General features: G+C 63.2%; 16 protein-coding genes. 6 read left to right on the top strand and 10 right to left on the bottom strand.

Annotation, left to right across the window (positions count from 1 at the left end; genetic code table 11):
* Nucleotides 1–73: 73 nt before the first annotated feature.
* The 4 genes from GPA21_RS14040 to GPA21_RS14025 form a co-directional block, all read right to left on the bottom strand.
* The gene (locus GPA21_RS14040; protein WP_168988766.1) at nucleotides 74–1,453 is read right to left on the bottom strand and encodes an NAD(P)(+) transhydrogenase (Re/Si-specific) subunit beta; all 1,380 of its coding nucleotides are present in this window, start codon (nucleotides 1,451–1,453) and stop codon (nucleotides 74–76) included.
* Complete coding sequence (locus GPA21_RS14035; RefSeq protein WP_168988765.1) at nucleotides 1,450–1,755, bottom strand: NAD(P) transhydrogenase subunit alpha part 2; 306 nt, start codon at nucleotides 1,753–1,755, stop codon at nucleotides 1,450–1,452. The genes GPA21_RS14040 and GPA21_RS14035 overlap by 4 nt, the downstream gene beginning before the upstream one ends.
* 14 nt (nucleotides 1,756–1,769) lie before the next feature.
* Nucleotides 1,770–2,894, bottom strand: a complete 1,125-nt coding sequence (locus GPA21_RS14030) for an NAD(P) transhydrogenase subunit alpha (protein ID WP_168988764.1) — start codon at nucleotides 2,892–2,894, stop codon at nucleotides 1,770–1,772.
* 311 nt (nucleotides 2,895–3,205) lie between these two features.
* Nucleotides 3,206–3,997 carry a PP2C family protein-serine/threonine phosphatase gene (locus GPA21_RS14025; RefSeq protein WP_168988763.1) on the bottom strand — a complete coding sequence of 264 codons (792 nt, stop codon included), beginning with the start codon at nucleotides 3,995–3,997 and terminating at the stop codon, nucleotides 3,206–3,208.
* A gap of 196 nt (nucleotides 3,998–4,193) precedes the next feature.
* Here GPA21_RS14025 and GPA21_RS14020 point away from each other — a divergent pair, with 196 nt between their 5' ends.
* Nucleotides 4,194–4,637 carry a MaoC family dehydratase gene (locus tag GPA21_RS14020; protein ID WP_168988762.1) on the top strand — a complete coding sequence of 148 codons (444 nt, stop codon included), beginning with the start codon at nucleotides 4,194–4,196 and terminating at the stop codon, nucleotides 4,635–4,637.
* Between the two features lie 47 nt (nucleotides 4,638–4,684).
* On the opposite strand, the gene glcF is transcribed toward GPA21_RS14020, so the two are convergent.
* The 6 genes from glcF to GPA21_RS13990 all read right to left on the bottom strand — a co-directional run bounded on the left by glcF (nucleotide 4,685) and on the right by GPA21_RS13990 (nucleotide 11,167).
* Nucleotides 4,685–5,920 (bottom strand): glycolate oxidase subunit GlcF, encoded by a 1,236-nt coding sequence (gene glcF / locus GPA21_RS14015; protein WP_168988761.1) that lies wholly within the window; start codon nucleotides 5,918–5,920, stop codon nucleotides 4,685–4,687.
* Between the two features lie 2 nt (nucleotides 5,921–5,922).
* Nucleotides 5,923–6,984, bottom strand: coding sequence for a glycolate oxidase subunit GlcE (glcE, locus tag GPA21_RS14010; protein WP_168988760.1), 1,062 nt, complete (start codon nucleotides 6,982–6,984; stop codon nucleotides 5,923–5,925).
* Nucleotides 6,977–7,123: a hypothetical protein gene (locus tag GPA21_RS14005; protein WP_168988759.1), complete on the bottom strand. Its 147-nt coding sequence runs from the start codon at nucleotides 7,121–7,123 to the stop codon at nucleotides 6,977–6,979. Before GPA21_RS14005 ends, glcE begins: the two co-directional genes overlap by 8 nt.
* Before the next feature lie 9 nt (nucleotides 7,124–7,132).
* Nucleotides 7,133–8,644 carry an FAD-linked oxidase C-terminal domain-containing protein gene (locus GPA21_RS14000; RefSeq protein WP_168988758.1) on the bottom strand — a complete coding sequence of 504 codons (1,512 nt, stop codon included), beginning with the start codon at nucleotides 8,642–8,644 and terminating at the stop codon, nucleotides 7,133–7,135.
* 49 nt (nucleotides 8,645–8,693) lie between these two features.
* Nucleotides 8,694–9,422: a FadR/GntR family transcriptional regulator gene (locus GPA21_RS13995; RefSeq protein ID WP_168988757.1), complete on the bottom strand. Its 729-nt coding sequence runs from the start codon at nucleotides 9,420–9,422 to the stop codon at nucleotides 8,694–8,696.
* A 116-nt stretch (nucleotides 9,423–9,538) separates the two neighbouring features.
* The gene (locus GPA21_RS13990; protein ID WP_168988756.1) at nucleotides 9,539–11,167 is read right to left on the bottom strand and encodes a methyl-accepting chemotaxis protein; all 1,629 of its coding nucleotides are present in this window, start codon (nucleotides 11,165–11,167) and stop codon (nucleotides 9,539–9,541) included.
* A 182-nt stretch (nucleotides 11,168–11,349) separates the two neighbouring features.
* On the opposite strand from GPA21_RS13990, the gene GPA21_RS13985 reads away from it, so the two are divergent.
* The 5 genes from GPA21_RS13985 (at nucleotide 11,350) to proB (ending at nucleotide 16,097) form a co-directional block, all read left to right on the top strand.
* A complete protein-coding gene (locus GPA21_RS13985; RefSeq protein ID WP_339379908.1) occupies nucleotides 11,350–13,122 on the top strand; it encodes a SulP family inorganic anion transporter in 1,773 nt (590 codons plus the stop codon).
* A 64-nt stretch (nucleotides 13,123–13,186) separates the two neighbouring features.
* Complete coding sequence (rplU, locus tag GPA21_RS13980; protein WP_168988754.1) at nucleotides 13,187–13,498, top strand: 50S ribosomal protein L21; 312 nt, start codon at nucleotides 13,187–13,189, stop codon at nucleotides 13,496–13,498.
* Nucleotides 13,499–13,516: 18 nt separating this feature from the next.
* The gene (rpmA, locus tag GPA21_RS13975) at nucleotides 13,517–13,780 is read left to right on the top strand and encodes a 50S ribosomal protein L27 (protein ID WP_168988753.1); all 264 of its coding nucleotides are present in this window, start codon (nucleotides 13,517–13,519) and stop codon (nucleotides 13,778–13,780) included.
* A 71-nt stretch (nucleotides 13,781–13,851) separates the two neighbouring features.
* Nucleotides 13,852–14,967: an Obg family GTPase CgtA gene (cgtA, locus tag GPA21_RS13970; protein ID WP_168988752.1), complete on the top strand. Its 1,116-nt coding sequence runs from the start codon at nucleotides 13,852–13,854 to the stop codon at nucleotides 14,965–14,967.
* A gap of 14 nt (nucleotides 14,968–14,981) precedes the next feature.
* Nucleotides 14,982–16,097 (top strand): glutamate 5-kinase, encoded by a 1,116-nt coding sequence (gene proB / locus GPA21_RS13965; RefSeq protein ID WP_168988751.1) that lies wholly within the window; start codon nucleotides 14,982–14,984, stop codon nucleotides 16,095–16,097.
* The last annotated feature ends 78 nt before the right edge of the window (nucleotides 16,098–16,175 follow it).

Genomic DNA, 16,175 nt, shown 5'->3' with positions numbered 1-16,175 from the left:
GGCCAGAAATGTCCAGCAAAGGCGGGCGCGGGGGTCCCCCCCGGCGCCCGCCGAGTTCAAGCGGAAGCCGGAATCAGGCTTCCAGGGCCTTCACATGGCCAATGACCTCGGCTACGGCCTCCTGGGCACTGCCGTAGAGCATGCGGCAGTTATCCTTGTAGAACAGCGCGTTCTCGATACCCGAGTAACCAGCACCTCTGCCCCGTTTCACGACGATGACGTTCTGTGCCATGTCGGCATTGAGGATCGGCATGCCGTAAATCGGGCTCGACTTGTCGGTCCTTGCCACCGGGTTGACCACATCGTTGGCACCGATGACCAGCGCCACATCCGCCTGGCCGAAGTCGGCGTTGATCTCCTCGAGGTCATAGATCTTGTCGTACGGCACACCAGCTTCGGCGAGAAGCACGTTCATGTGCCCCGGCATGCGGCCGGCAACCGGGTGAATTGCGAAGCTCACCTCGACACCACCCTCCTCGAGCAACTGCGCCATCTCCCAGACCTTGTGCTGGGCTCCAGCCACCGCCATGCCATAGCCCGGCACAATGATGACCTTCTGGCCGTAACGCATCAGCGCCGCAGCATCCAGCGCGGAGAGTTCGCGCATGGTGCCTTCGACTTCGGCTCCACCTTCGGCTGCGTCTCCGGTAATCGGCGCAAAGATGATGTTCTTCAACGGCCGGTTCATCGCCTTGGCCATCAACTGGGTCAGCAACAGGCCAGCCGCGCCGACGATGATGCCCGCGACGATGAGCGCCGGGTTGTCGAGCACGAAGCCCTTGAAACCAACCGCCAGTCCGGTGAAGGCGTTGAGCAGCGAAATCACCACCGGCATGTCTGCGCCACCGATCGGCATCACCAGCACCGCGCCCAGCGCCAGCGCAAGGACAAAGAACAGGAAGATCTCGAAACCACCCGGACTGTCGGCATAACCGATGGTCAGACCGATGCCGAAGGTCAGCAAGGTGAGAAAGAAATTGATCGTGTTCTGTTGCGGCAAGGTGATCGACTTCTTCATCAAGCCCTGCAGTTTGGCATAGGCCACGCACGAGCCGGAGAAAGCCACCGAACCGATGATCGCACCGAGGATCAGCAGCGTGGAGGTCACCGGGCCATGGGGCACTCCCTTGACGAGCTCGACCGCAGCAATCGCCGCAGCCGCGCCACCGCCCATGCCGTTGTAGATCGCGACCATCTGCGGCATGTCGGTCATCTTCACCGTCTTGCCGCTCCACCAGGCAACGCCGGCACCCAGCACGATTGCGAGCACCATCAGGCCGATGTTCTGGAGGTTGGGAATGAAGAAGGTGACCACCGTCGCGGCGATCATCGCAAACCCGGCCCAGACAATGCCGCGGCGCGCCGTCACCGGCGAACTCATGGCCTTCAGACCCAGGATGAAAACAACCGCGACCGCGAAATAGGCCGCGCTAACCAGACCGCTATACGTCATTGGGCACCTCCCTGCTTGCGATCACCGGTCTTGAACATGCCGAGCATGCGCTCGGTGACCACGTAGCCACCCGCGGCATTGGCCGCGCCGAGGAACACCGCGATAAAGCCGATCAGTAGTTGCAGGGGCTCATCCGGATCGGCCTTGCCCAGGGCGACCATGCCGCCGATGAGCACCACGCCGTGGATGAAGTTGGAACCCGACATCAGTGGGGTATGCAGAATCACCGGCACGCGCGAGATCACCTCGTAACCGGTGAATGCGGCCAGCATGAAGATATACAGTGCGGTAAAGCCTTCCATTTCGGATCCTCCGCTCAAAGTCCAAGTATTTCTTTGACGCCGGCGTGCTTCGGCTCACCCTCATGGGTGAGGCAGGTGCCGGACATCACCTCATCGTCCCAGTCCAGCACCAGAGCGCCTTCCTTGATGAACGGAGAAATGAAGTTGAAGAGATTCTTGGCGTACATCTCGGAGGCATGCACCGGCATGCGGCTGGCTATATGGGTCGGACCGATGACCAGGGTTTCGCCAATCCATGTCTTCTCGCCGGCGACCGTGCCCTCGACATTGCCGCCGGTTTCGGCGGCCATGTCGACCACCACCGAACCAGGTTTCATGCGTGCGAGCATGTCCTTGGTGATGATCTTCGGTGCCTTTTTGCCAGGAATCGCTGCCGTTGTGATCAAGGCATCGCACTGCGACACTGCCTTGCCAAGACGCTCCGCCTGCTTGGCGCGCTCCTCGCTGGTCAGTTCGCGTGCATAGCCGCCTGCGCCGACCGCAGACACACCGGTGTCGACGAACTTGGCACCGAGCGATTCGATCTGTTCGCGCACTTCCGGACGCACATCGTAGGCCTCGACCATGGCACCGATACGCCGGGCGGTCGCAATGGCCTGCAAACCTGCCACGCCGGCGCCGATGACCAGGACCTTGGCCGGACGAATCGTGCCAGCGGCATAGGTCAGCATCGGAAAGAACTTGGGACTGTGGTCGGCGGCGATCAACGCGCATTCGTACCCGGCCACTGCCGACTGACTGGACAGCACGTCCATGCTCTGGGCACGCGAGATGCGCGGCAGCAGTTCCAGGGCGAAGGCGGTCACATTCTTCTTGGCGAGCTGCTCGACCCGTTTGGCGTCGTACCAGGGTTGCAGCATGCCGAGCAGCACGCTACCAGGCTTCATTTTGCTGAGATACTTTGACGGAGGCGGCTGCACGCAGAGCACGACGTCGGACTCCGCGAACACTTCGGCACCGGTTTCGACCAGTCGCACGCCAGCAAAGGCTTCATCGGCATAATGCGCCTGCTTGCCGGCCCCGGCCTCCATGATGACCTCGGCCCCAAGACCGAGATACTTCTTTACGACCTCCGGCACTACCGCCAGTCGACGTTCGCCGGCGACGGTTTCCGCAGGTATTCCAATGACAAGAGGCATTCCTGACCCTCCCTTTGTGTGGTTCAAAATTTGGATTCCGGGCTTGCCAGGATGATGGTGCGCAAGCGGCGGCGGTTGTGATACCGGCCCCGCGAGTTCCCCCGAACCATTCATCATGGCGGAGATCGGCTTTCGTTCCGCGGGCCCCGACCTACGTTGTCGCTCTCCTCCGACCCCTCACAGCAAGGCGAGCGGGACCACACCATCCAGATAATACTGATGTCGGCGGTAATGGCAACGTCGATTTGCACGATGCGCTCGCGGCAACGCGGAAAAAGCGTCGTTCGCCTGCCGGGCAGCGGATCAGGGATTCAGCGTGACGTCGATACGCCAGCCGGGAGCGCTTCGCGCCCGTTCGGGGCGTCGACCAGCTTGATAATGGACACCGAGATGTTGTCGCCAGCGCCTTCGGCACGCTCACGAGCTGCCGCGATGAGCTTGGCCGCTGCCTCACGCGCCGGAAACATGTTCACGGTCGCCGCCAGCTCATCATCGCTGAAATAGGCCCAGAGCCCGTCCGAACACAATAGGAAGCTGTCTCCTGCGATCAACGATTCCACATGCCCGAAACCCAGTTTGGGCTCCCGGTCACTGCCAAGACATGACAGCAACACATTGCGCTGTGGGTGATTGAGCGCCGAGGCTTCGTCGAGCCTGCCCTTGCGCTGCAATTCGCCGACCAGAGAATGATCCAGCGTGCGTGAGACGGTGGCATCCCCACGGAAATGATAGAGACGTGAGTCACCGCAATGTACCCAGTCCACCCGACCAGGCTGCAGCATCAGGATCACCGCTGTGCTGTGCGGATCCTTTTCACTGGTAAAACGCGTCAGGCGAATCACCAGGTGAGCCTCGTTCACGATGCTCGACAGCAGGTGACGCGGCTCTTCGGAACTTGGTTTGAAGGCCTCGAAATTCTGCCTGGCCTTGATGACGACCTGCTCGGCCGCCATCGCACCGCCGCTGTGGCCTCCCATGCCGTCGGCAAGCACCGCCATCATCATGCCGGGACGAGAGGGATGCGGGAAAAGACTTACGCGATCCTGTTGTTCTTCCCGATCGCCCAAATGGCGCGCAACACAGGTTTCGACAGTGAGTGGCATGAATTTACGATCTTTGACGATGGCACATAATAGCAACAGTGGGTATTACGAACAGATGCAAGACCGCGTTCATGACACGTGAGCGCGCCGCTCCGTGAAAAATGTCACACTCGCGACATGCCAGCCCACCACGATCACGACGCGCGCTCTGAAAGGGCCGCGCAATATATCACTTTCGCAATAGGAGCCAACACACATGTTTCCCGGACGCGGCTACGATGAAATCGCCCCTGGCGACCGTTTCGACACCACAATGACGATCACCGAAACCCACATCGTGCTGGGTGCTGGTCTATTCGGCGACTTCAACCCTTTGCACATCAATCAGTCATTCGCAGAAGGCAGCCGCTTCGGCAGCCGCATCGCTCATGGCTACCTGACGACCTCATTCATGGCGGCGCAACTGGGCATGGTCTTTCATGGCACCGCGATCGCCTACGTGGAGCACACCTCGCGTTTCACGGCACCAGTGCGCGCTGGTGACACGCTGTCCATCGTCTGGACTGTTGCGTCACTGGAAGCCAAACCGAAACACAACGGCGGCATGGTCAGTCTGTCGGGGGTGTGCACCAATCAGGAAGGCGCCAAGGTGGCCGAGGCTGAAGCGAAAATGCTGGTGGCAAACAATCCTCGCAGTTGATCGTGCGGTGTCCGGCATCGCCACAGGCGACGCCGGACACCACAAGATCAGCCCCCCAGGCGCTGATCGAGCAACTCGATCCAGTGCCGCACCGGGACCCGGGTTCCGCTCTCGAGATGAGTCAGGCAGCCGATGTTGGCCGAAGCGATTATCTCGGCACCGCCCTCGGTCAGCGCCTGAAGCTTGTTGTCGCGCAGTTTGTACGACAGCTCCGGTTGCAGAATCGAATAAGTACCGGCCGACCCGCAACACAAATGGGCGTCACGCACTGGTGCGGGCACATAACCTGCAGCCTCCAGCAGCGCCTCGACCTTGCCGCGAATGCGCAGCCCATGCTGCAACGTGCATGGGGCATGGAATGCAACCGGCACCTTGCCCGCTGAGTGCTCGGCCAGCAAGGGCGCCAATTTCTCATGCTCGTCCGCCACGATCTCGCTGATGTCGCGCGTCATCTCGGCGACACGGGCAGCCTTCAGTGCATAGGCCGGGTCGTTTGCGAGCAGGTGATCATAATCCTTCACCTGGGTGCCGCAGCCCGAGGCAGTCATGACAATCGCCTCGATCTCACCGGACGAAATCGCAGGCCACCACGCGTCGATATTCCGCCGGGCATCGTCACGCGCGCCCTCATGGTCGTTGAGGTGAAAACGCACCGCACCACAACAACCGGCACCAGGCATCTCCTGCAAAGAAACACCGACTGCGTCGAGCACGCGGGCGGCTGCCGCATTGATCGATGGCGCCATCGACGGCTGGACACACCCAGCCAGCACCGCCATTCGGCGTCCATGACGTACCGCAGGCCATACCCCCGCAGGACGGGCTTCGGGCACCTTGTTGCGCAAGGCGGCAGGCAATACGCCGCGTACCATGCGCCCGGCCTTCATCGCCATGCCGAACAGCCCGCTACGCGGGACAAACTCGCGAAGCACCCAACGCAGCGCGCGCTCGCTACCCCGCCGAGGCACTCGCTTTTCGACGATCTCGCGACCGATATCGGCCAGCCGGCTGTAATGCACACCGGAGGGGCAAGTCGTCTCACAGGCGCGGCAGGTCAGGCAGCGGTCGAGGTGAAGTTGCGTCTTGGCGGTCACCTCCGCGCCTTCGAGCAACTGCTTGATCAGGTAAATCCGCCCGCGAGGGCCATCCAGCTCATCACCTAGCAACTGGTAGGTCGGGCAGGTCGCAGTGCAGAATCCGCAATGCACGCACTTGCGAAGAATCTCGTCGGCCTCGCGGCCCTCGGGCGTGTTCTTGATGAAATCAGCCAGTTGCGTCTGCATGATCAGAATCCGTTGTAGAGACGACCCGGGCTGAAGACGCCCGCCGGATCGAACGCCTGTTTCAGGCGCCGTTGAATCATCATCAGCGGCGCGGCGAGGGGTTGAAAGACCTCCCCATCGCGGTCGCCCCCACGAAACAGCGTTGCATGCCCGCCCACGCCGGAAGCGATGCGTCGGATCTCCTCGGCGGAGGCATCGGATCGCAGCCAGCGCTGGCCGCCACCCCACTCGATGAACCAGTCCCCAGTCATCGGCGCAGTAGTGCTGGGCACCGCCAGACGCCAGAGCGGCAAGTCACCCTCGGCAAAGAAGGCAAGTCGCTGCTCGCGCAGCGCCCGCCACCACGCTTGTGCATCGACGGCGTCGACTTCCTCGCCTCCGATGCGGGCGACCGCTGCGGCCACTGCCGCCTCGGCGCCGGAAAGGCGCAGGCGAAGCTCACCTTCATGCCAGCTGGAGGCCGAGATTGGTAGCGGCTGACCACCCCACTGATTAAGGTGCTCGACGGCATCGGCCGGCCCCATTCCGAGACAAAGGGTGCGCTCCACCGCCGGTCGAGGCAGCACTTTGAGGGAAATCTCACACAACAGGCCGAGCGTGCCGAGACTGCCGGCAAACAGTCGAGAAACATCGTAACCGGCGACGTTCTTCATGACCTGACCGCCAAACGCAAGCAGATCGCCCTGGCCGTCGATGATCTTCACACCGAGCACGAAATCGCGCAGCGCGCCGACTGCGAGCCGACTGGGGCCGGAAAGGCCACTGGCAACACAACCACCCACAGTCGCACCATCACCGAAATGCGGCGGTTCGAAAGGCAGTCGCTGCCCACGCTCGGCGAGCATCGACTCGAGCTCGGCGAGTGGCGTACCGGCCCGCACGGTTACCACCAGCTCCGTGGGCTCGTAGCTCACGATGCCCGACAGCGCACGAGTGTCGAGCACTTCACCGTCGGCGCGACGGCCAAAAAAATCCTTGGTGCCGCCACCGCGCGGCCGGAGCGACATTCCCTCGGCCGCCGCGCTGCGCACCTTCTCCTGCCATTGTTCAATCACGTCATTCATGGGATTTCCATCCGGTGGGTGATGTCTCGTTGTCCTTGCGCGCCTGCCAGCCAGCCACGGCTCGCAGTGCGAGCCATGAGCCGATCAACGACAGCACGGGCACGACAACCAGCAAAAACTGGATCCAGCCTGTACTCATCGGCACTACTCAGAAACGAGGCAGCTCGGGATGCGGAAGCTGGCCTCCGCTCACCCGCAGGCGACCGTACTCAGCACAGCGGTTGAGCGTCGGGATCGCCTTGCCCGGGTTGAGCAGGCCTGCCGGGTCGAAGGCGGCCTTGACGCGGAAGAAGGTGGCAATTTCCGGTTTGGTGAACTGGCTGCACATCTGATTGATCTTCTCCACACCGACGCCATGCTCCCCGGTCACCGTCCCGCCCAGTGCCACGGAAAGCTCCAGAATGTCTGCACCGAACGCCTCGGCACGCTCGAGTTCGCCCGGCTGGTTGGCATCGAACAGGATCAATGGATGCAGATTGCCGTCGCCTGCATGAAACACGTTGATGCAGCGCAGGCCGTACTTCTTCTCCATTTCCTGGATCGCCGACAGCATCTCGCCGACCCGCTTTCGCGGAATCGTGCCGTCCATGCAGTAGTAGTCGGGCGAAATGCGCCCCGCGGCCGGAAATGCCGCCTTGCGACCAGCCCAGAAGCGGAGGCGCTCGGCCTCGTCGCGCGACACCCGGATCTCGGTCGCTCCGCCCTGCTCGAGCACCGCGCGCATGCGCTCGATCTCCTCGGCCACTTCCTCGGGCGTCCCGTCCGACTCGCACAACAGGATGGCCTTGGCATCCAGCGGGTAGCCGGCGTGCACGAATTCCTCGACCGCGGCGGTGGCTGGCTGATCCATCATTTCCAGACCCGCCGGAATGATGCCGGCGGCGATGATCGCCGCCACCGCATCACCGGCGCGGACCACGTCATCGAAGGCTGCAAGCACACATTGTGCGAGTTGCGGCTTGGGCGTGAGCTTGACCGCCACCTCGGTCGCAACCGCGAGCATGCCCTCCGAGCCGATCATCGCGGCGAGCAGATCGTAGCCAGGCACATCCGGGGCGAGTGAGCCGAACTCGACTATATCGCCCTCTATGGTGACGCCCCGCACGCGCAACACGTTGTGAACGGTCAATCCGTATTTCAGGCAATGCACGCCCCCGGAATTCTCGGCGACGTTGCCGCCGATGGTGCACGCGATCTGCGACGAAGGGTCCGGAGCGTAGTACAGCCCATGGTGCGCGACAGCCTCGGATATCGCGAGGTTTCGCACGCCAGGCTGCACATGCGCGACTCGCGCCGGCACATCCACCGACAGAATGCGATTGAAGCGGGCCATCGACAGCAGCACCCCGAACTGGTGCGGCAAGGCACCGCCAGACAAGCCAGTGCCCGCGCCACGCGCCACCACCGGCACGCCCATTTCGTGACAGAGCTTGAGAATGCCGACCACCTGTTCCTCGGTCGTCGGCAAGGCCACGACCATCGGCAACTGGCGGTAGGCGGACAGCCCATCGCATTCATACGGCCGCAAATCCTCGGTCTCGAACATCAGCGCACCGGCCGGCAAGAGGCGCGAAAGCGCCTCCACCACGCGCGCCTTGTCCACCGCGGAAAAATCCGCTTCGACTTCACCCGCCAGGGCTGCATCAGTGATGCTGGCCATTGCTTCGTCTCCTCGCTCTTCGTCGTCCGTTTTCGTTATCGTCTACCGCTCACCAGCCCCGCGCATCAAGCCCGAGCCTCAACATACCGCTTTCGAGATGCTCCGCTGCCGCCTGCCGTGCCGCCGACCGGTCACCGGCCAGAATTGCCTGGTAGATCCGTCTGTGCTCCAGTTGCGCCTGCTTGGCACGGCCGGCGACATGCCCTGCCGCATCCCAGGTAGGGGCGCGGGACTGGGAAAGCTGATGGCCCATGAAGACCTGAAAGCGCTCGAGCTGGGGATTCTGGGTTGCTGCGGCAATGGCGACATGAAAGTCGTCGTCCGCGCCGACCGCATTTTCACCGCTGGAAATAGCGCGCTCCATCCGCCCGAGAGCCTCGGCGATGCGTTCAAGATCGCTGGCGGTGCGACGCATCGCGGCGAGTTCGGTCGCTCCGGTCTCCATGATGTAACGCATCTCGAAGACATCGGCGATTTCGCGAGGCAATCCCTTGGGTACGCAGGAGCCGTCGCGGACTAGGCGGAAACTGCCTTCACCGGGTAGCGAAGCAAGATAAGCGCCGGAACCCTGGCGGGTGCGAATGCAGCCTTCGGCCTTGAGCCGTGAGATCGCCTCCCGGATTACCGCGCGGCTGACACCGAAGCGCTCGCAGAGCAGCTTCTCGGTCGGCAGACGAGCGCCGACCTGGAAACCTTCGCTGAGAATCCAGGCCTCGAGTTGTCGCGCCACCTCATCGCTGAGCCGCGAAGCGCTCGCTAGTCGACTGTCTGCATCCATGACATGCCTGAATTTGTCTGACAAGTTCAGGCATTCTAGAACAGTCACACGGCGGTGTCACGCCTTTCGCCCGGTGTGTGTATCCCGGCAGGCGAAAGCGGGTCGTGCGCGGCCGATCAGACCTTGAATCGATCGACCTGTTGTCGCATGTGGTCCGCGAGCCGCTCCAGCTCGTGTGCCGCATCAACGGTACGACGCGTCGCGTTGCTGCTCTCGTCCGCACGTTGCGCAATATCCTCCACGCGGCGGGCAACCTCGGTCGAGGCGGCAGACTGCTCGCGCAATGCGACATCGAGTTCCGAAACGATGCCCGCCACCTCGCCGGCCAGGTCCTGCAGACGGGCAATCGTGTCGCCCGTCTCGACCGCGTCCTTGCTGCTGCGTTTGACAAACTCGACACCCTTCTCGATGCCAGCGACCGCTTCCTTGGTCGATACCTGTACCGAGCCGACCATGCTGGTGATCTCCTCGGTCGATTGGGCGGTGCGCTCGGCAAGCTTGCGCACCTCATCTGCGACCACCGCAAAGCCGCGGCCTTGCTCACCCGCCCTCGCTGCTTCGATCGCGGCGTTGAGTGCAAGCAGGTTGGTCTGTTCGGCGATCTCGCGAATCACCGCCACAATGCGGGAGATCTTCTCGGACTGAGTCTCGAGCCCGGCAATGCGAGTCGCGGCGTCGCCAACGACTTTCTCGACCTCGCGCATGCCAACCACCAGCCGGTCCATCGACTCCTTGCCCGCGCTGGCGCCAGCGCCGGACTCCGCCGCCACCCTGCTCGCGTCGCTGGTGCGCTCGGAAACATGGGAGATCGACACCGTGAGTTCCTCGACGTTTGCCGCAATACTGCTCGCCGCCTCGCTTTGTGCCGACGCACCCTCACTGACCTGTCGCGAGGTATCACGCAGACTTGTCGCCGAATCCGCCACCTTCCCGGCTCCGTCCCGGGTCACCGAGATGGTGTCGCGCAACGAGGTCTGCATCTCGCGCATCGCCCGCACCAGATCGCCAACCTCATCGCCGCTGGGCTGGGGCAGCGCTGCCCGCAGGTCGCCGGCGGCGATCTGTTGCACGCCACCTACGGCGGCCCTGAGGCGCCCGCTGATCCGTGCCGAAAACCCCAAGGCGAGAACGATCGCGAGCGCCAGGCCGATGGCGGCCGCAATCACACCGGCGAAGAAGGACTCACGTACGAGTTCGGTTGCGTTGAGCGCGCTGGCATCCGCCGAAGACCTGTTGTAGACGACCAATTCATCGACCGCGTCGCGAACCGCATCGGCCCGCTCCACCCAGATCGTTCGCCGAAGCTGATGCGCGCTGTCGTAGTCGAAGCGTGCAATCATCTCCCGCGCCTGCTGCACCACCTCATGGTAACCGAGCACGCTGCGCTCAACTGCGTCCACCAGCGTCCGCTCCCGATCGGACATCGGCCTGCTCCGATAGCCCGCGATCTCCTGCATCAAGCCCTGGTGCAACTGATCCAGCGACCCGGCCATGCGCTCGGTTTCGGCTGCAGGCGCTGGCATCATGAACTCGAGGCTGCGCACGCGGTAGCGCAGACGCCACTGGCTCATCGCCGCGGCCGCCTGAAGACCGGGAAGATCGTCCTCACCGATGTTGCGCACTTCGTGCTCTATCTGACGCACTTGGAAAAGCAGGAACGCAATGGCCAGCAGAAGAACGGCACCTGTCAATCCAGAAAGGAGAAACAGCTTTGCGCGCAGGCTGAGATTGTCGAGGGCAGTCATGTTCGAGTCACTCCAGGGAGGTTGATGCTATGGCAGCCGAGATCGGGCGATAGCGCACAGCTTATAAACGGCCCCGGCAGCGCGAACTTTAACCCGCGCAACCATCTTCCATGGTGCAGATCGCGTCTGCATGAGCACAACCCTTGCGCAACCCTGACGCGCCGGACCTGCGTACGGGGGAAGTGCCTGTTACTATCGCTCCGTGGCTTCAATGCGGCCCTAAAGTGCGACGCAAGTTTCCCTTACGCTCCCTACTTCCGTTCTCCAGCTGGCCCAGCCAATGGCGTAGTCATGGCGTTCGCGGCGATGTGGTCGCGGGCGTCACGGTCGCGATGCTGATGATCCCGCAGGCGATGGCCTACGCCCAGCTCGCCTCGCTGCCACCGCACATCGGTCTCTATGCCTGCCTGCTTCCGGCGCTGGTCGCAGCCCTGTTCGGCTCCTGCGGCCAGCTCTCCACCGGTCCGGTGGCACTCACTGCCCTGCTCACCGGCGCCAGTCTGACGGCTTTCGCGACACCGGGCAGCAGCGACTTTCTGGCGCTCGCGCTCTTGCTGGCGCTGATGTCGGGCTCGATGCAGCTGGCTCTCGGCGTGTTCCGGGCCGGCTGGCTGCTCAATCTTCTCTCGCGACCCGTGATGACCGGCTTCATCAATGCCGCCGCCATTCTGATCTGCCTGACCCAGATCCCGCCGCTACTCGGTCTCTCACTGGATCGCGGCGATCACTTCCTGAGCGACATGGGTCGCATGCTGCTCGGTGTCGCCGAGTTCGACCCACTGACCAGTGCGTTCGGGTTTTGCACCCTTGCCTGCCTGCTCGTGGCGCGCCGATTAGTGCCGCAGCTGCCGATGGTACTCATCGTGGTCGTCGTCGCCACCTTTGTTTCGTGGCTGATCGGCTTCGCCGACCGAGGAGGTCGGGTCGTCGGCGAGATTCCCGCCGGCCTGCCGCCACTCAGCATTCCACCGCTGGACTGGTCGATGGTGGTCGCCCTCTTTCCGGCCGCATTCGTCATCGCCGTGGTCAGCTTCATGGAGGTCACCTCGAGCGCTACACTGATCAGCGGCCGACTCGGCACCCGTTGGCAACAGAACCAGGAGCTCATCGGCCAGGGTCTGGCCAAGATCGCCGCGGCCTTCAGTTCGGGCATGCCGGTCAGCGCCTCCTTCTCACGCTCGGCGGTCAACTTCGCCAGCGGTGCGCGCACCGGTCTCTCGTCGCTGGTAAGCGTTTCGGTGGTACTGGTAGCGGTGCTGTACCTTACGCCATTGCTGACCCACCTTCCGACCACGGTACTGTCGGCCATCATCCTCTCGGTCATTTCAGGCCTGATCGACCTGCGAGCCTTGGGGCGTGCGTGGCAGGCCAGCCGGGACGACGGGTTGGCATCGGCGCTGACCTTCGGCAGCACACTCCTCTTCGCCCCCAATATCCAGAATGGGATCCTCAGCGGCCTGCTCCTGTCGCTCGCGCTGATGCTTTACCGCGACATGAAGCCGCGCACCGCATTGCTCGGCCTGCATCCGGACGGCACTTATCGCGACCTGGAGCGCTTTGGTCTGGAGCACCCCCACCCCGCGCTGACCATCGTCCGATTCGACAGTCCTCTGACTTTCGTGACCTCGGAGGCCTTCGAGGAAGCCGCGCTCGACGCAGCGCGTGTGCAACCCGGCATGAAAACGCTTCTGGTGTCCGGGGTAGGCATCAACAACATCGACGCCACCGGCCTGCACGCGATTGCGACCGTGCTCGAACGGCTCAGCGCACAGGGCAAGCGGCTCGCCTTCTGCGGCCTGAAGAAACAGATCATCGACCCGATGGAGCGCACCGGCCTGTGGCAACGCCTGAAGCCTCATGCTCACTACCGCACCGAACAACATGCACTTGAAACGCTGCTGGCGGAACTCGACCACGGTGCAGAGAATGGCGGGGAAAAGCCTGAAGCACCTTGACTTGAAACGACTTACTAGTCAAAATTCGCGATTCTTTGCAAAACCCATCAACTGGAGCAACACCATGTACGCGGTGATAAAAACCGGTGGCAAGCAGTATCGCGTTGCCGCTGGCCAAAAGATCAAGGTAGAACAGATACCGGCCGACGTGGGCTCCGAAATCACTCTCGACCAGGTTCTCATGGTCGGCGAGGGCGAGTCGGTCAAGATCGGCACGCCGGTGGTCTCGGGCGCCGCAGTCAAGGCAACCGTGGTTTCCCACGGCCGTCACGACAAGGTCAAGATTTTCAAGATGCGCCGGCGCAAGCACTATCAGAAGCACCAGGGCCATCGTCAGAACTACACCGAAATCCGCATCGAAGCGATTTCGGCCTGAAGCAGGAGGTAATTCGTCATGGCACACAAAAAAGCCGGCGGCAGTTCCCGTAACGGTCGCGACTCCGAATCAAAACGCCTCGGCGTGAAGCGCTACGGCGGCCAGGCCGTGCTCGCGGGGAACATCCTCGTTCGCCAGCGCGGCACTCAGTTCCACCCGGGCGAGAACGTCGGCATCGGCAAGGATCACACGCTGTTCGCGTTGAAGACCGGCACGGTCCAGTTCACGGTTCGTGGCCCCCAGAAGCGCCGCACCGTCACGATCGTGCCCGAAGCGGCCTGATCCCGACCTTCCGGTCAGAAAAAGCCCTATCCTTGTGGTAGGGCTTTTTTGTTTTCTCGGTAATCATCAAAATGAAATTCTTCGACGAAGCCCGCATCGATGTCATCGCCGGTGACGGCGGCAACGGTGCGGCCACCTTCCGCCGCGAGAAGTTCGTTCCGCGCGGCGGACCGGACGGCGGCGACGGGGGTCGCGGCGGCAGCGTTTACGCCGAAGCCGATCGCAACCTCAACACGCTGATCGACTATCGTTACACCCGCAGCTTCCGTGCACAGCGCGGCGAGAACGGGCGTGGCTCGGACTGCTACGGCAAGGGCGGCGAGGACATCGTGCTGCGCATGCCGGTGGGCACCGTCATCAGCAACCTGGAGACCGGCGAACTCATCGCTGATCTGGACGAACACGGCAAACGCGTGATGGTCGCCCGTGGCGGCAAGGGCGGGCTCGGCAACCTCCACTTCAAGTCCAGCGTCAATCGCGCGCCGCGCAAGCGCACCATGGGCGAAGAAGGCGAGCGACTGTCGTTACACCTCGAACTCAAAGTGCTCGCAGACGTCGGCCTGCTTGGCATGCCCAACGCTGGCAAATCGACCTTCATCCGCTCGGTCTCCGCTGCCCGACCCAAGGTCGGCGACTACCCCTTCACCACGCTGCACCCGAGCCTTGGCGTGGTGCGCACCGACGATGCCCGCAGCTTCGTCATCGCCGACATACCGGGCCTGATCGAGGGTGCCGCCGACGGCGCCGGCCTGGGGCATCAGTTTCTCCGTCACCTGCAGCGCACGCACCTCCTCCTCCACCTCGTGGACATCGCACCCTTCGATCCCGACGTCGATCCGGTCCACGAAGCAAAAGCCATCGTCGAGGAGTTGCGCAAGTACGACGACAACCTGTATGCCAAGCCGCGCTGGCTGGTGCTCAACAAGATCGACCTCCTTCCGGAGGACGAGCGCGAGGCGCGTATCAACAGTTTCCTGGAGGCCTACGGCCCGGTCGAGCGTCACTTCGAGATCTCGGCAATCAATGGTGGCGGTTGCCGCCCGCTGGTCTTTGCCATTCAGGAACACCTCGATGCGGAGCGAGCCCGAGTCGAGGCAGAGCAAGCCCGAAAAGAGGCTGAAGCCGCCGCCGAAGCGGCGGACCAGCCCGGCGAACCGCAAGCCAAGGACGACCCCGCTCAAAGCTGACAGGATCACGAATCATGAGGGAACACCTGAGAGGCGCACGCAACATCGTCGTGAAAGTCGGCAGTGCGCTTGTCACCAAGAACGGAACCGGTCTGGACAAGGCCGCCATGGCCGACTGGGCACGCCAGATCGCAGCGCTGCGCGCTGCCGGCAAGCAGGTCGCGCTGGTGTCGTCGGGCGCGATTGCCGCCGGTATGCAAAGACTGGGCTGGACCAAGCGTCCGCACGAGATGAACCGCCTGCAGGCTGCCGCGGCCGTCGGTCAGATGGGGCTCGTCGAAGCCTATGAGGAGGCCTTCTCCCAGCATCGCCTGCACACCGCCCAGATTCTGCTCACCCATGAGGATCTCGCCGACCGCGAGCGCTATCTGAATGCGCGCTCGACGATCAAGACCCTGCTCGAGCTCGGTGTCGTGCCGATCATCAATGAAAACGACACCATCGTTACCGACGAGATCAAGTTCGGCGACAACGACACCCTGGGCGCGCTGGTGGCCAACCTCATCGAGGCCGACCTGCTCGTCATCCTCACCGACCAGCAAGGCCTTTACACCGCCGATCCACGCAGCAATCCGGATGCGACCCTGGTATCAGAAGGCCATGCCGAGGATCGTGGTTTCGAAGCCATGGCTGGCGGCGCCGGCTCCGGTATCAGCAAGGGCGGCATGATCACCAAGGTCCGTGCCGCCCGTCGTGCCGCGCGCAGCGGCGCCCACACCTGCATTGCGAGCGGTCAGGAGCCCGACGCCCTGGTCCGGCTCGTCAGCGCCGAGCCCCTGGGCACCCTGCTCTACGCAAGCGACACCCGTCTCGCCGCACGCAAGCAGTGGATGGCCGACCACCTGCAACTGGCCGGCAGCCTGATCATCGATGACGGCGCACTGGCGGCGCTGAGAAACGGCCGCAGCCTGCTGCCGGTCGGGGTCGTCGAAGTGCGCGGTGAGTTCGAACGCGGCTCGGTCGTCGCCTGCCTCACGCTCACTGGCGAGGAGGTCGCGCGCGGGCTCGTTAACTACGCCAGCTCCGAATGTCGCCGCATCGCCCGCCAGCCCAGCCACATGATCGAGCAACTGCTCGGCTACGCCGACCAGCCGGAGCTGATTCATCGCGACAACATGATTGCGGTGTGAGAGGGCGTACAAGCCCCCCGCGAGGCGGCGCTGGCGGCTGCCCTCCCGGCTCCGATGCCATTCGCGCTGCCGCTGTTG

Origin of the sequence: Azoarcus taiwanensis (genome assembly GCF_012910885.1) — a bacterium.
GTDB classification, from domain to species: domain Bacteria; phylum Pseudomonadota; class Gammaproteobacteria; order Burkholderiales; family Rhodocyclaceae; genus Azoarcus_F; species Azoarcus_F taiwanensis.
The sequence above is the reverse complement of the archived record's forward strand: the minus strand, read 5'-3'. Positions and strand labels throughout refer to the sequence as shown.

What these genes read in the sequence shown, in the direction of transcription:
- GPA21_RS14035 (WP_168988765.1), bottom strand. Translation starts at nt 1,755, where the DNA reads ATGGAAGGCTTTACCGCACTGTATATCTTCATGCTGGCCGCATTCACC.
- glcF (WP_168988761.1), bottom strand. Translation starts at nt 5,920, where the DNA reads ATGCAGACGCAACTGGCTGATTTCATCAAGAACACGCCCGAGGGCCGC.
- GPA21_RS14025 (WP_168988763.1), bottom strand. Translation starts at nt 3,997, where the DNA reads ATGCCACTCACTGTCGAAACCTGTGTTGCGCGCCATTTGGGCGATCGG.
- rplU (WP_168988754.1), top strand. Translation starts at nt 13,187, where the DNA reads ATGTACGCGGTGATAAAAACCGGTGGCAAGCAGTATCGCGTTGCCGCT.
- GPA21_RS14020 (WP_168988762.1), top strand. Translation starts at nt 4,194, where the DNA reads ATGTTTCCCGGACGCGGCTACGATGAAATCGCCCCTGGCGACCGTTTC.
- GPA21_RS14030 (WP_168988764.1), bottom strand. Translation starts at nt 2,894, where the DNA reads ATGCCTCTTGTCATTGGAATACCTGCGGAAACCGTCGCCGGCGAACGT.
- proB (WP_168988751.1), top strand. Translation starts at nt 14,982, where the DNA reads ATGAGGGAACACCTGAGAGGCGCACGCAACATCGTCGTGAAAGTCGGC.
- GPA21_RS14040 (WP_168988766.1), bottom strand. Translation starts at nt 1,453, where the DNA reads ATGACGTATAGCGGTCTGGTTAGCGCGGCCTATTTCGCGGTCGCGGTT.
- glcE (WP_168988760.1), bottom strand. Translation starts at nt 6,984, where the DNA reads ATGAATGACGTGATTGAACAATGGCAGGAGAAGGTGCGCAGCGCGGCG.
- GPA21_RS13995 (WP_168988757.1), bottom strand. Translation starts at nt 9,422, where the DNA reads ATGGATGCAGACAGTCGACTAGCGAGCGCTTCGCGGCTCAGCGATGAG.
- GPA21_RS14000 (WP_168988758.1), bottom strand. Translation starts at nt 8,644, where the DNA reads ATGGCCAGCATCACTGATGCAGCCCTGGCGGGTGAAGTCGAAGCGGAT.
- rpmA (WP_168988753.1), top strand. Translation starts at nt 13,517, where the DNA reads ATGGCACACAAAAAAGCCGGCGGCAGTTCCCGTAACGGTCGCGACTCC.
- GPA21_RS14005 (WP_168988759.1), bottom strand. Translation starts at nt 7,123, where the DNA reads ATGAGTACAGGCTGGATCCAGTTTTTGCTGGTTGTCGTGCCCGTGCTG.
- cgtA (WP_168988752.1), top strand. Translation starts at nt 13,852, where the DNA reads ATGAAATTCTTCGACGAAGCCCGCATCGATGTCATCGCCGGTGACGGC.
- GPA21_RS13990 (WP_168988756.1), bottom strand. Translation starts at nt 11,167, where the DNA reads ATGACTGCCCTCGACAATCTCAGCCTGCGCGCAAAGCTGTTTCTCCTT.